This window comes from Bacteroides sp. L10-4 (assembly GCF_013373675.1).
GTDB classification, from domain to species: Bacteria; Bacteroidota; Bacteroidia; order Bacteroidales; family Bacteroidaceae; genus Bacteroides; species Bacteroides muris.
Map to the genome: position 1 here is coordinate 38,957 of NZ_JABXJH010000031.1, position 14,405 is coordinate 53,361.

Annotated in this window: 10 protein-coding genes and 1 pseudogene; 3 read left to right on the plus strand and 8 right to left on the minus strand. The window is 49.8% G+C overall.

Annotation, left to right across the window (positions count from 1 at the left end):
* Nucleotides 1-46 precede the first annotated feature (46 nt).
* From HU824_RS11230 to HU824_RS19760, 3 genes and pseudogenes are all read left to right on the plus strand, one after another.
* A complete protein-coding gene (locus HU824_RS11230; RefSeq protein ID WP_168354283.1) occupies nucleotides 47-2,038 on the plus strand; it encodes a DUF4954 family protein in 1,992 nt (663 codons plus the stop codon).
* A gap of 133 nt (nucleotides 2,039-2,171) precedes the next feature.
* The gene (locus tag HU824_RS11235) at nucleotides 2,172-3,812 is read left to right on the plus strand and encodes a fumarate hydratase (RefSeq protein WP_005824254.1); all 1,641 of its coding nucleotides are present in this window, start codon (nucleotides 2,172-2,174) and stop codon (nucleotides 3,810-3,812) included.
* A gap of 139 nt (nucleotides 3,813-3,951) precedes the next feature.
* A pseudogene (locus HU824_RS19760) lies at nucleotides 3,952-4,143 on the plus strand (acyltransferase); the annotation flags it as partial.
* 9 nt (nucleotides 4,144-4,152) lie between these two features.
* On the opposite strand, the gene HU824_RS11240 reads toward HU824_RS19760, so the two are convergent.
* From HU824_RS11240 to HU824_RS11275, 8 genes are all read right to left on the minus strand, one after another.
* Nucleotides 4,153-5,793 carry an amino acid permease gene (locus HU824_RS11240; RefSeq protein WP_176468887.1) on the minus strand — a complete coding sequence of 547 codons (1,641 nt, stop codon included), beginning with the start codon at nucleotides 5,791-5,793 and terminating at the stop codon, nucleotides 4,153-4,155.
* A 48-nt stretch (nucleotides 5,794-5,841) separates the two neighbouring features.
* Nucleotides 5,842-7,167 (minus strand): TolC family protein, encoded by a 1,326-nt coding sequence (locus tag HU824_RS11245; protein ID WP_176468888.1) that lies wholly within the window; start codon nucleotides 7,165-7,167, stop codon nucleotides 5,842-5,844.
* Nucleotides 7,164-10,196, minus strand: coding sequence for an efflux RND transporter permease subunit (locus HU824_RS11250; RefSeq protein ID WP_176468889.1), 3,033 nt, complete (start codon nucleotides 10,194-10,196; stop codon nucleotides 7,164-7,166). The genes HU824_RS11245 and HU824_RS11250 overlap by 4 nt, the downstream gene beginning before the upstream one ends.
* Before the next feature lie 106 nt (nucleotides 10,197-10,302).
* Complete coding sequence (locus HU824_RS11255) at nucleotides 10,303-11,385, minus strand: efflux RND transporter periplasmic adaptor subunit (RefSeq protein ID WP_176468890.1); 1,083 nt, start codon at nucleotides 11,383-11,385, stop codon at nucleotides 10,303-10,305.
* 122 nt (nucleotides 11,386-11,507) lie between these two features.
* Complete coding sequence (gene rsgA, locus HU824_RS11260) at nucleotides 11,508-12,440, minus strand: ribosome small subunit-dependent GTPase A (RefSeq protein ID WP_176468891.1); 933 nt, start codon at nucleotides 12,438-12,440, stop codon at nucleotides 11,508-11,510.
* A 106-nt stretch (nucleotides 12,441-12,546) separates the two neighbouring features.
* Nucleotides 12,547-13,107: a ribosome recycling factor gene (frr, locus tag HU824_RS11265; RefSeq protein WP_025834253.1), complete on the minus strand. Its 561-nt coding sequence runs from the start codon at nucleotides 13,105-13,107 to the stop codon at nucleotides 12,547-12,549.
* A 123-nt stretch (nucleotides 13,108-13,230) separates the two neighbouring features.
* On the minus strand, nucleotides 13,231-13,941 hold the full coding sequence (gene pyrH, locus HU824_RS11270; RefSeq protein ID WP_136009530.1) for a UMP kinase: 711 nt from the start codon (nucleotides 13,939-13,941) through the stop codon (nucleotides 13,231-13,233).
* A 27-nt stretch (nucleotides 13,942-13,968) separates the two neighbouring features.
* On the minus strand, nucleotides 13,969-14,405 hold a 437-nt coding region (locus HU824_RS11275), incomplete at its 5' end, for a transposase (RefSeq protein WP_176468892.1).

The following is a 14,405-nucleotide window of genomic DNA, read 5'->3' on the forward strand; positions in this document are numbered from 1 at the left end:
GCAAAGGCAATGACTTATAACTCATAACTCATAACTCGTTATAAGGATGAATTACAGAAGACTGACCGAAGATGAAATTCTCCGGTTGAAGAGTCAGTCATGTCTGGCTGATGATTGGGGGAAAGTAACCGTTGCAGAAGAGTTCTCAACGGAATTTGTGCATCATACCCGTTTTTCAGGTGAGGTGCGTTTGGGAGTGTTCCATTCAGAATTTATGTTGCCGGGAGGAATCAGGAAGCATTCCGGTTTGCGGCATGTGACGTTGCATAATGTAACGGTGGGAGATAACTGTTGTATTGAGAATATCCAGAACTATATTGCCAATTATGAAATAGGGCATGACACCTTTATTGAGAATGTGGATATTATTCTGGTAGACGGTGTGTCGAAGTTTGGCAACGGGATAGAAGTGTCTGTTTTGAATGAAACAGGAGGCCGTGAGGTACTGATTAGTGATAAACTCTCCGCACACCAGGCCTATATTCTGGCGCTTTACCGCCATCGTCCGGAGCTGATTGCACGGATGAAGGAAATCACGGATTTTTATTCCAACAAACATGCTTCTGCTGTAGGAAGCATCGGGAACCATGTAATGATATTGAACACCGGTTCCATAAAGAATGTGCGCATCGGTGATTATTGCCGCATCTGTGGTACATGCCGTCTGTATAACGGAAGCATCAACAGCAACGAGGTGGCGCCGGTACACATCGGGCATGGGGTGATTTGTGATGATTTCATCATCTCTACCGGGTCTCATGTAGATGACGGAGCTATGCTGAGCCGCTGCTTCGTGGGGCAGGCATGCAAGTTGGGACACAACTACTCTGCCTCAGACTCTTTGTTTTTCAGCAACTGCCAGGGAGAGAACGGGGAGGCGTGCGCTATTTTTGCCGGACCTTATACGGTGACGCACCATAAATCCACGTTGCTGATTGCTGGTATGTTTTCCTTTATGAATGCCGGTTCGGGGTCTAATCAGAGCAACCATATGTATAAGTTAGGGCCTATCCATCAAGGCACTTTGGAGCGTGGTGCCAAGACGACTTCCGATTCGTACATCTTGTGGCCTGCAAGGGTGGGAGCGTTCTCCTTGGTAATGGGGCGCCATGTCAACCATTCTGATACTTCGAACCTGCCGTTCTCTTACTTGATAGAGCAGAATAATACCACCTACCTCGTGCCCGGTGTCAACCTGCGTAGTGTGGGTACCATCCGCGATGCCCAGAAGTGGCCGAAACGTGACGGGCGTACCGACCCGAACAAACTGGATTACATCAACTATAATCTTCTTAGCCCCTACACGGTGCAGAAGATGTTCAAGGGACGGGAAACGTTGCAGAATCTGCGTCATGCCAGTGGCGAGCTTTCGGATATCTATTCTTTCCATAGTGCGAAGATACGTAACTCGGCTTTGGTGAAAGGTATCCGCTTCTATGAAATAGCCATTCATAAGTTCCTCGGAAACTCTGTCATCAAGCGCTTGGAAGGCATTGACTTCCGGAGCAATGAAGAAATACGTGCCCGTTTGAAGCCCGATACTGCCATTGGCAGTGGCGAATGGGTGGATATTTCCGGATTGATAGCTCCGAAGAGTGAGATAGATGCGCTGATAGACGGTATTGAGTCCGGTAAAGTCGACCGCTTGAAGTCTATCAATGCCGAGTTTGAGAAGATGCACGGCAACTATTATACATACGAATGGACATGGGCGTATGAGAGGCTGGAAGAATTCTATGGCATCAAACCGGAGAACATGACGGCAGAAGACGTTATGCGCATTGTCGAAAAATGGAAAGAAGCAGTAGTTGGCCTCGACCGCATGGTGTATGAGGATGCCAAGAAAGAATTTTCACTGGCTTCCATGACGGGCTTCGGTGCCGACGGCTCGCGCCTGGAAAAGGAACTCGACTTTGAGCAGGTGCGCGGCGACTTTGAAAGTAATCCGTTTGTGACGGCTGTACTGAAACATATAGAGGTGAAGACGGCGCTGGGTGATGAACTGATAGGACGGATGCGGCGGGTATCAGAAAAATAATTATGATTTGCCGCCTTTTTACTCTAATTAAAGAATTATTTCAATAATAGTTTTTACCTTTGCTCTGTAAAGGCGGTTTTCGGGCTGCCTTTGCTATCCGAATCACTTTTAAACATTAAATATACGAGTAATTATGGCAACAACACCTCCGTTCAAGTATCAGCCCATGTTCGAGAAAGGGAAAGATACTACTGAGTATTATCTGCTTACGAAAGATTACGTGTCGGTAAGCGAGTTTGAAGGAAAACCTATCCTGAAGATTGAAAAAGAAGGTCTGACGGCAATGGCCAATGCGGCTTTCCGCGATGTATCGTTCATGTTGCGTCGTTCGCACAACGAGCAGGTTGCTAAGATTCTGAGCGACCCCGAAGCAAGCGATAACGATAAATATGTGGCACTCACCTTCCTGCGTAATGCAGAGGTGGCATCCAAGGGGGTACTTCCTTTCTGCCAGGATACGGGTACGGCAATCATCCACGGCGAAAAGGGACAACAAGTATGGACCGGCTACTGTGATGAAGAAGCTCTTTCACTGGGTGTTTACAAGACTTATACCGAAGAGAACCTGCGTTATTCGCAGAATGCTCCCCTCACCATGTACGATGAGGTGAATACGAAGTGCAACCTTCCCGCACAGATTGACATCGAAGCTACGGAAGGTATGGAGTACGAGTTCCTCTGCGTAACCAAGGGTGGTGGCTCTGCCAACAAGACTTATCTCTACCAGGAGACAAAGGCTATCCTCAACCCCGAAACATTGGTTCCCTTCCTTATCTCAAAAATCAAGACTTTGGGTACGGCAGCTTGTCCTCCCTATCACATCGCATTCGTTATTGGCGGTACCTCTGCCGAAAAGAACTTGCTGACTGTGAAACTGGCTTCCACCCACTTCTACGATAACCTACCCACTACCGGCAATGAGTTCGGCCGCGCTTTCCGCGATGTGGAACTGGAGAAGCTGGTACTGGAAGAAGCTCATAAGATTGGCCTCGGTGCCCAGTTCGGCGGCAAGTATCTGGCTCACGACATCCGCATCATCCGCCTGCCGCGTCACGGTGCGTCCTGCCCCGTGGGTCTGGGCGTTTCCTGCTCTGCCGACCGCAACATCAAGTGTAAAATCAATAAAGAAGGTATCTGGATTGAAAAGCTCGACAGCAATCCGGGCGAACTGATTCCCGAAGAACTCCGTAAGGCCGGTGAAGGCGACGTGGTGAAGATTGACCTGAACCAGCCGATGGCCGACATCCTGAAGGAGCTGACCAAGTATCCGGTTTCCACCCGTTTGTCTCTGAATGGAACCATCATCGTAGGCCGTGACATCGCACACGCCAAGCTGAAAGAACGTCTGGACCGTGGCGAAGACCTGCCCCAGTACATCAAAGACCATCCCATCTACTATGCCGGTCCTGCCAAGACTCCTCAAGGCATGGCTTGCGGCTCCATGGGCCCGACTACTGCCGGACGTATGGACCCGTATGTAGACCTCTTCCAAAGTCACGGCGGCAGCATGATTATGCTTGCCAAAGGTAACCGCAGCCAACAAGTGACGGATGCCTGCCAGAAGTACGGCGGTTTCTACTTGGGCTCTATTGGTGGTCCTGCAGCTATCTTGGCCCAGAACAATATCAAGAGCATCGAGTGCGTGGAATATCCCGAGCTCGGTATGGAAGCTATCTGGAAGATTGAGGTGGAGAACTTCCCTGCATTTATCCTGGTGGACGATAAGGGCAACGACTTCTTCAAGCAACTGAAGCCCTGGAATTGCAGCAAGTAAAAACAGAAGCCTTTTAGAAAGACATAATATAAGGAAAGCCGTAACGGAGAAAATCTTGTTACGGCTTTTTTGTTTTGTAGAGGGAAACAAAGTGTTTCGCGGCATAGAACACTCTGTTTCATCAAGCAAAACAAACTGAAACTCGTTCGGTATGCTGTATTACTTTGCCGGTTTCAACGGTTATCTATTGTTGGGGCATTATCTGAGGAACCATGACTGGACAGACCGGCAACTCCGTGGCATCGGCATTCCCATGTTTGCCATTGGCTATGCTGTAACATTCATTGGTTTCCGCCATATGATATCCTTGCCGGATTTTACGGAGGAGATTCAGGGCTTATTATTTCCTCCAGATTCTCCACATATAGTAAGCGCAGTGCGTGAATGCGAAAACAAACGAGATAATCAGCAGCACTTTGCTTTCTCCCCATCCCACAGTCTGTTGGTGCCACAGCCCGGTGATGACACAAAGAACGGCAAGGATAAGTCCAATCATGTTCAAGGCCACCTGCCCGTGGCGGGTGGCGCCTCCATGCTCCAGCTTACTGTGCTTCATGCCGTAGCCCACGTAGATGTCCAGACCGATGAGCATCCACAGCACCAGGCGTATCCATGTATCGGCAGGAAGGAACAACATCATGCAAAGGCAAGTAAGAATACCCAGTATGGGGATAAGTGGAACAAGTGGGGGTTTAAAGGAACGGGGCACGTCAGGCATGGTTCTGCGTACTACCAGTACAGCGGCACAGACTAGCGTGAAGGCCATCAGCGTGCCGATGCTTGTCATCTCTCCGGCCAGCCGTGCGGGTACAAAAGCTGCCAGCAGGCCCACAAGTACCATGAAGAGCAGGTTGCTGCGTGCCGGAGTACGGAACTTTTCGTTGATATGCGAGAAGAAAGGAGGCAGCAGTCCGTCGTGGCTCATGCTTAGGAATACGCGGCTCTGTCCCAGCAGCGTCACCATGATGACGGAGCAATATCCGAACAGAATGGACAGCACGATGGCACGGTTCAGCCAGGGATAGTCCGGCTGGATGATACCTGCTGCATTAGCCTGCCCCATGTGCTCTATGGCTATGGCAACGGGAGCAATGCCTTGCTGTCCGCTGAAGGCGGTGTAGTGTGCCACTCCCGTCATGACGTGGGCAAAAACCATATAGAGCACGGTGCATACCAGCAGGGAGACCAGAATGCCGATAGGCATGTTCCGCTTCGGGTTCTTCGTCTCTTGGGCGGCTGTGCTCACGGCGTCGAACCCGAGGAAGGCGAAGAATACGATGGCCGCCCCTCGCATGATGCCGGAGAAGCCATATTCGCCCAGCACGCCCGTATTGGCAGGGATGTAAGGTGTATAGTTGTCGGTATTGATGTATTTCCAGCCGAGTATGACAAAAATCAGTATGACGGAAACCTTCAGGAATACAATGAAGCCGTTGAAGATGGAGCTGCCTTCCGTGCCCCGTATCAGGAAGAGGCTCATCAGCACTACGATAAGGAAGGCGGGGATATTTACGACTCCGCCATCCCAGGGACAGGCGGTGAGGGCTTGCGGTAGATGTATGTCCAGTCCCTCGAGAAAGACGACCAGATAGCGGCTCCAGCTGATGCTTACCGTGGTTGCGGCTACGGTGTATTCCAATACCAGGTCCCACCCGATAATCCAGGCGATGAGTTCGCCCATCGTGGCATACGAGTAGGTGTATGCGCTGCCGGCTACGGGTATCATGGATGCAAATTCCGCATAACATAGTCCGGCGAAGCAGCATCCCAGTGCGGCAATGGCAAAGGACAGTGTGATGGCCGGTCCCGTATAGCCTGCCGCCACCGTTCCGGTGATGGAGAATAGACCCGCTCCGATGATGACTCCCACGCCCAAGGCAACAAGGCTCCACGGACCAAGTACACGTTTCAATGTTTTCTTTCCGGAGGCATTAGCCTCCGCTTGCAGTGCCTCGAATGGCTTTCTGATGAATAATCCCATTGTGCTTCAATTCTGATAAACTGGGCGCAAAGGTACGGATTATATTGCTTATTCCATATAGCGCGCTACTTTTCCACTGATTTGCAGTAGGGAGATTTCACATAATTTGGTATCATATTCCGCGGAGAGAATACGTTCTTCTGCATCCAGCAGACTCTTTTGGGCTTCGCGCATCTCGATTCCCGAGAGGTTGCCCAGCATATATCGTTCCATGGCAATCTCGTGGTTCTCCTTGGCAGCCACAAGGTTCTGGCGTTCCAGGTTCAGCATTTGCAGGTTGTTTTGGTAGGCCTGCCATAGGTTGCTGAGGTCGGCGCGCAGGGCTTGCTCCAGTTGCTCCCGTTCCAGGCGAGCGTTCTGCACGGCAATGCGGGCATTCTTGCGTTCGCGGCGCCGGTTGCCGTCGAACAGATTGAAGCCGACCGTGACGCCGAAGTTCAGACCGAGGTTGCTGCGGCGTCTGTTGGCAGAGATGTCATACTTGTTGAGGGTGTAGCCGTATCCGCCGTTCATCTTCACGTATGGGTAGTCGCGCGAGCAGACTTTCTTGTAGTCCAGACGGGCCAGGGTATTGTTCTGTTCGGCACGTAGCAGTGAGGCGTTGATGGTGAGGGTGGCGTTCCACAGCTCCTCGAAGTTCAGGGAGGCGGTCACGTTGATGAGGCTGTCTTGTATGATAAACGGCTGGTCTACATCTTTGTTTGCCATGAGTTCGTTCAGCTGGATACGTGAGGTGTGCAGCAGTTCCTGCTGTTTCATGTATTGGGCACTGTCGGCATTGAAGTCCACTTTGGCCTGCTGGTAGTCCAGGCGCGAGAAGTTACCGATGTGGTAACGCTCTTCCACAATGCGCAGGCGCTCTTTGGATAGCGATACGGCATAACGGAAGTTCTTCAGGCGGATTTTCTGCTGCACATAGTTATAGTATTCGGCGGCTATGTTGGCTATCAGGTCCTCGATGGCGATGCGCGTATTGGTCTCGCCTTGGCGTTCCAGCTCCTTGAGCCGTTGGTAGTTGGCGGTAATGTTGAAACCGTCGAAGATAGTCCAGTTCAGGTTGATGCCTGCATCGAGAGTTTGGTCGAACACTCCGTTGTCCTTGGTTGTCTCTCCGGTGGCTCGGGCTTTGGTCTCGGTATTGTCTATGGTTCCCTTGTAGCCGGCGGAGAGGTCCAGTGTGGGCAGGTAGCCCGCATTGCCCAGTGTGGCGTTGTTCTTGCTGACCTGCTCTTCATTGCGGACAATGCGCAGGGAGTAGTTGTTCAGCAATCCCTGCTCTAGGCAGGACTTCAAGGTGTAGGTAGGCGCAGGCTGTGCATAAAGGCCCGGTGCTGTGCAGACGATGGCTATGAAAATTAAAACAATGTGTTTCATGCGGTTTTTAGTTTACTTCGGTTGGTTGATACATAACTATAGATGGCAGGCACGATGTACATCGTCAGCAGTGTGGAGATGAGCATGCCGCCTACGACGGCAGTACCCATGGCAATGCGTTGGTTGCACCCTTCGCCGGTGGCAAATGCCAGCGGTATCAGTCCTAGTATAGTAGAGGCACTTGTCATCAGGATAGGGCGCAGGCGTTGCAAGGCGGCATCTTTGATGGCCATCATCTTTTCTTCGCCCGCATCTTGCTTCTGGTTGGCAAACTCCACGATAAGAATACCGTTTTTGGCTACCAGACCTATCAGCATGATGATGCCGATTTGGCTGAAGATGTTCATGGTAATACCTCCGAAATACATGAATACCAGTGCGCCGGCAATCGCGAGAGGCACCGTCAGCATGATAATCAGCGGATCCTTGAAACTTTCGAACTGGGCGGCAAGAATAAGATAAATCAGTACGATGGCGAGTATGAAGGCAAACATCAGACTCGACGAACTTTCGCGATACTCTTTTGAGTCGCCCGTCAGTGCGGTACGGAACGAGTCATCCAGAGTTTCCTTGGCTATCCGGTCCATTTCGTCCAGTCCCTGACCGATGGTCTTCCTGTCGGCAAGTCCGGCAGAAACGGTGGCGGCGACGAAGCGGTTGTAGCGGTAGAGCTTGGGAGGGGCGATGCCGCCGGTCAGCTCTATCAGGTTGTCCAACTGTACCATGTTCCCGTTGTCGCTTCGGATATAGATGCCCTTCAGGTCGGCGGGCTTGTTACGTTGCTGGCGGTTGATTTCGCCTAATATCTCATATTGCTTTCCGTTCATGTAGAAGTATCCCATGCGCTGTCCGCTCAAGCCGTATTGCAGGGTTTGGGCAATGTTCTTGGTGCTTACGCCCATGATGCTTGCTTTGTCGCGGTTGATATTGATGCGTGCTTCGGGTTTGCTGAATTTAAGGTTCACGTCTGCCATCTGGAATACAGGACTTTCGTAGACTTTCGTCATAAACCTGGGCAGCACTTCCTGTAACTTCTCGATGTTGGTGGCCTGCAACACGTATTGCACAGGCATGCCGCCACGCCGTCCTCCGAACGAGGAGGATTGCTGCACGAAAGAACGCGCCTTGGTTTTTTTCTGCACCATTTTCGATAGTCTTTCAGCCACTTCCATTTGGGTATAGTCGCGGTCTTTCATATCTTTTAGCGTGATGCGTACATTGCCGCTACCGCTTGATACGCGCGCAGTCACTGCTTCGGCGTCCGGTACGAGGGAGTCTACCAGTTGGTTGATGTCTTCAGTGTAGTCGCGGATATACTCGTAGGTCACACCTTCGGCTCCCATCGTGTTGATGCTGATTTGCGAACGGTCTTCCAACGGCGCCATTTCTGCGGGTATCGTGTTCCAGAGGAAGCCGATGAGGAGAATAGTGATTACGGTAAAGGGCACCGTCATCCAGCGTTGTTTCAGCAGGGCGTTCAGCGAGCGGCTGTATATCCGGTTCATCCCTTCAAAGAAAGGTTCGGTCTTACGGTAGAACCAGCTTTGCTTTTCGCGTTTCACCAAGAGTTTGGTGGCAAGCATCGGGGTAAAGGTCAGTGCGGCAAATGAAGAGATAACCACCGAACCGGATACTACTATACTGAATTCGCGGAACAGCCGTCCCGTCATGCCATCCATGAACACAATGGGGAAGAACACGGCAACCAACGTGATGGTGGTGGAGATTACAGCAAAAAAGATTTCCTTGGCTCCCTCGATGCCTGCCTCCTTAGGAGGCATTCCTTTTTCTATGCGGACGTAGATGTTTTCAGTCATTACGATGGCATCGTCCACCACTAAGCCTACGGCCAGCACTACTGCCAGCATGGAAAGCACATTGATGGAGAAGCCTGCCAGATACATTACGAAGAAGGCACCGATGAGCGAAACCGGAATCACGATGCACGGTACCAGTGTCACGCGCCAATCGCGCAGGAAGAGGAAGATGATAATGATAACAAGCACAAAAGCCTCGTATACCGTCTGTTTCACCTCGTTGATGGAGGCGCGGATAAACTTGGTGTTGTCGAAACCGTAGTTGTATTGAATGTCTTCGGGCAAGTCTTTCTTCATCTTTTCCATGCGGTCATATACGGCATTGGCTATTTCTATGTGGTTGGCGCCCGGCTGCGGAATGACTACGATACCCACCATGGGTACACCGTTCATCTTCATATAACTCTTGATGTCGGCAGGGCCCAGCTCGGCACGTCCTATGTCGCTGAAACGGACGATACGGTTGCCATCTTCTTTCAGAATAAGGTTGTTGAACTCTTCCGCCGTATGCATCAGTCCCAGTGTGCGGATGGTGAGTTCGGTGGTATTTCCTTCGATACTGCCGGAGGGAAGTTCCACATTTTCCTGGTCTACGGCATTCTTCACGTCCATGGGGGTGATGCCGTAACCGGACATCTTGATGGGGTCTAGCCAGAGACGCATGGAGTAGCGCTTCTCTCCCCAGATACTTACACTGCTGACATCGGAGATTGTTTGTAGCTGTTCCTTTACGGTGAGGTCGGCAATTTCGCTCAACTCCAATAAGGAACGTTTGTCACTCTGGAGTGCCACCATCAGGATAGGCATGGCATCGGCATCCGCTTTTGAAACTGTAGGCGGGTCACAGTCGCGAGGCAGGTAGCGTTGCGCGCGCGACACTTTATCGCGCACGTCGTTTGCGGCTGTTTCCAGGTCAACGGAAAGCTCGAACTCCACTGTGATGCGTGATGAACCTTGCTGGCTGACACTGGAGAGGGAGCGTATGCCGGGAATGCCGTTGATGTTTTGTTCCAGAGGTTCTGTTATCTGGTTCTCGATAACATCGGCGTTGGCACCCGGATAGGAGCAGGACACCGATATGATGGGATTATCTACGGACGGGTATTCGCGTACACCCAAGTAATTGTAGCCGATGAAACCAAATAGCAGAATTATCATGGTAAGTACTGTTGAGAGTACCGGTCGCCGTATGCTTAATTCGGATATATTCATGTTCAATTGATAATTGATGGTTGATAATTGATAATTGACAAAGAAGAAGTGGTTGCAGATAATGGTTGTTTGATGTGTTCGTTCTCCATTATCAATTCTTCATTTTTCAATTAACAGCGTCCAGTGTTACCGGCAGTCCGGTACGAAGTTGCAGCGTTCCTGAAGTTATGACGGTGTCACCGGCTTGCAAGCCTTGCAATACTTGTACTTCCGCTTCCGTACGGATTCCTGTGGTAATCTCTATCGGTTGGGCTTTTCCGGATTTATAGAGGAATATCTTGTCCTTTCCCATTTCAGGTACGATAGCTTCGGAAGGTACGGCAAGGGCATCCTGAATTTCGTCCTTGTTCAGCTTGATGCTGGCATAGCGGCCCGGCAGCACGGTTCCGTTGGCATTAGGATAAAGGGCACGGATAGTCAGCGTATGGGTGGTAGGATCTATCTTCGATTCGCGGGCATAGACCGTAGCGTGGAAAGCGTTTAGCTTTCCTTCAAGGGTAAAGTCCAGTCCGGCACCTGTCTTTACGTCATTGGCATACCGCTCGGGAACGGCAAATTCTACTTTCAGGGGTGAAATCTTGGTAAGCTTGGCCACGATGGTCGTAGGCGAGGCGTAAGTGCCCACGCTGACTTGACGCAGACCGATGACACCGTCAAAGGGGGCGCGAAGCTCGGTTTGTGCGATGTTCGATTCTATCAGGTCGATGTCGGCATTCAAGGTGGCAAGTTCTGTCTTGACTTGTTCGTAGGCTTCCTTGCTGACAGCGTCTCTTTCCAATAGGGCATTCTGGCGAAATACACGGTCTTCCGCTAGCTTTAATTGGGAGACGAGACGTTGCAGTTGTGCTTGCAACGGCCGGTCGTTCACTTTGGCAAGCAACTGTCCCTTCTTGACAAAGCTGCCTTCTTCAAAATTTATTTCTACGATTTTACCGGATGTCTCGAAAGAGAGGTCCACTTCCTCGTCCGGTAGCAGGCTGCCGCTGATTTGTATCTCATCTTTCAGCAGTTGCGGTTTGATTATTTTTGCATTTACATTTAGAATTTTCTTACCGTTATGTCGACCGGTCATCACCTTGTCGGCAGCTGTCAATTCTTCATTCTCTTTAGGTAATTGGGAGTAGATTCCTCCTCCAATCAGTCCGGCACCAATCATGATGATGATGCTCCATTTTACTCTTTTATTCATGTCGTAGTCTTAGTAGCAATAAAATCAACCTTAAATTAGACTACGGGAGAAGAGAATAGTTTAAAAGATAAAGAGTTAAAAAAGTGTAAGAATACAGACTGGAAAGGTGATAAAATGACAAATCAGTAAGCAGCCCGGTATTTTCCCTCCTCCTTGTCCTCCAGCATGTTCAGATAGGAAGCGTATCGTGACTCACTGATATAGTGCTTCTCGACAGCTTCGCGTACAGCACATCCGGGTTCGTGGCGGTGGGTACAGTTGCCGTAGCGGCAGTCGGCGGATGTCTTGAATATTTCCGGGAAGTAGTGTCCTATCTCTTCTTCTTCCATATCGAATGTCCCGAAACCTTTGATGCCCGGAGTGTCGATAATATATCCGTTGCCCGGAACCGGGAACATTTCCGAGAAGGTCGTGGTGTGCATGCCTTTATTGTGATAGGTGGATATTTCTCCGGTCTTAATCTCTATATCAGGCAATATTGCTTTGATGAGTGTCGATTTCCCCACCCCTGAATGTCCGGAAAAGAGGGTTGTCCGTCCTTTGAGTTCTTCTTTGATGGTGTCGATGCCTTCCCCTTTTTTGGCAGAAACCTTGAAACAGGGATAGCCGATGGTGGTGTAAAGGTTGATTAGGCTGTCCAAGTAGTGCAGCTCCTCTTCATCGTAGGCATCCACTTTGTTGAATATAATCTTGACGGGAACACTGTATGCTTCGGCAGAGGCGAGAAAACGGTCTATAAAGGTGGTGGAGGTATCGGGATAGTTCACCGTCACTATGAGCATGCACTGGTCGAGGTTGGCGGCAAGAATGTGCGATTGCTTGGAAAGGTTGGAGGCACGACGGATGATGTAATTCTTTCTGTCCTCTATTTCGCTGATAAAGGCCGTACCTTCCTGGTTCAGTATGATTTTCACATTGTCACCCACAGCTACGGGGTTGGTGCTTCGTATGCCTTTCAGCCGGAAGTTCCCTTTGATTTTGCATTCGATGTCCCTTCCGTCGTCAGTCCGTACCAAGTACCAGCTTCCGGTGTTTTTTATAACGAGTCCCCTCAAAATAGTTGAAAGTTGATAGTTGAAAGTTGAACATGGAGAGTTGAAAGGCGCCTATATTGGGTATATCAGGTCATTTTCAACTTTCCATGTTTCGTTTTCAACTTAATTAAACGGTCATGATTTCTTTATCCTTTGCAGCCAGCATGTCATCAATCCGTTTGATGAACTTGTCGTGAATCTTCTGCAACTTCTCTTCACCGCCTTTCTGGGCATCCTCTGCCAGTCCGTCTTTTACAGATTTCTTCAAGGCGTCGATGGCATCACGGCGTGCATTGCGTACGCTGACTTTGGCAGTTTCTCCTTCTCCCTTGCATTGTTTGGCAAGTTGTTTACGGCGTTCTTCCGTCAGCGGCGGGATGCCGATACGGATAATCTCACCATTGTTTTCGGGCATAATGCCGAGGCTGGAGTCAATGATGGCCTTTTCAATGACGCGGAACATGCTCTTATCCCATGGCTTGATGGCAATGCTGCGTGCGTCGGGAGTGGTTACGGCTGCCACATTGTTGATGGGAACCATACTTCCGTAAGAATCCACACGGATACCATCCAGTAAACGGATGTCAGCTTTTCCGGCGCGGATATGAGCCAATGCCTCGTCCAGATACATGATGGCCATGTCCATACTTTCTTGCGCTTCGTCTAAGATGTCTTTTACGTCTCTCATATTATTTTCGTTTTTTGGAATAGCTTTAAATTGGAAACTTTGCAAATATAATTATTAAATCGGGAATTGGGAATTAAGAATTGAATAACATTCGGTTTTTATTCCCATTTCTCAATTTTCAATTCAATTATGCACCAGTGTACCGATGTCTTCTCCTTGCATCACTTTTTTCAGATTGCCCACTGTGTCCATGTCAAAAACGATGATAGGCAGATTGTTCTCCTTGCACATGCAGGTGGCGGTGAGGTCCATCACTTTCAAACCGCGCTTCAGCACTTCGTCGTAGGTGATGTCGTGGAACTTCGTGGCTGTCGGGTCTTTCTCCGGGTCGGCGGTATAGATGCCGTCCACACGGGTACCTTTCAGCATGACATCTGCTTCAATCTCGATGCCGCGCAGGCTGGAACCGGTATCGGTAGTGAAGAACGGATTGCCTGTACCGGCGGACATGATGACTACTTCACCTGCTTCCATACATTCGATGGCGCGCCATTTATTGTAGAATTCGCCGATGGGTTCCATACGTACGGCAGTCAGCACGCGGGCTTTTACCCCGGCAGCCACTAAGGCGGAACTGAGGGCAAGACTGTTGATAACGGTTGCCAGCATGCCCATCTGGTCACCTTTCACACGGTCGAATCCCTTGTTGGCGCCGCTCAATCCGCGGAAAATGTTTCCACCGCCTATCACGATACCTATTTGTACTCCCAATCCGTGGATTTCCTTGATTTGAGCTGCGTATTCGGCAAGGCGTTTCTCGTCGATGCCGTATTGCTTTTCGCCCATCAGGCTCTCGCCGCTGAGCTTCAATAAGATTCTTTTGTATGTTGCCATAATATATAGGTTTACCTGTTGGTTGAATTAAATTAGAGAATATTTTATCCGCCCAATCGGATGATGATTAACGAAATTGACATATTGCATGAACGTCATTGCTGCTATTTTGCCTGCTATGCGGGTGAAAAGACCGCAGGATTGTTTTGCATAGTTTCGTATCATCATAAGATTGTCGTTGAGCTGGGAAAATATCGTTTCGATACGTTTACGGAATCTCTTGTATGCCCATGTAGGCGGATGCCAGTTTTTCTGATTCAGCCGATATGGAACTTCAAGAGTGATATTTGCTGCCTCAAAGAGATTCTTCTGAATCTCAGCACAGAGATAGCCTTTGTCTCCAAGCATCATGCAATCATGATATTCCCAGCGTACGTCCTTGAGATAATGAAGGTCATGAACACTTGCGGCAGTCATGTCAAAGGAATGGATAACACCAAGTATTCCGCAGACAACATGGAGCT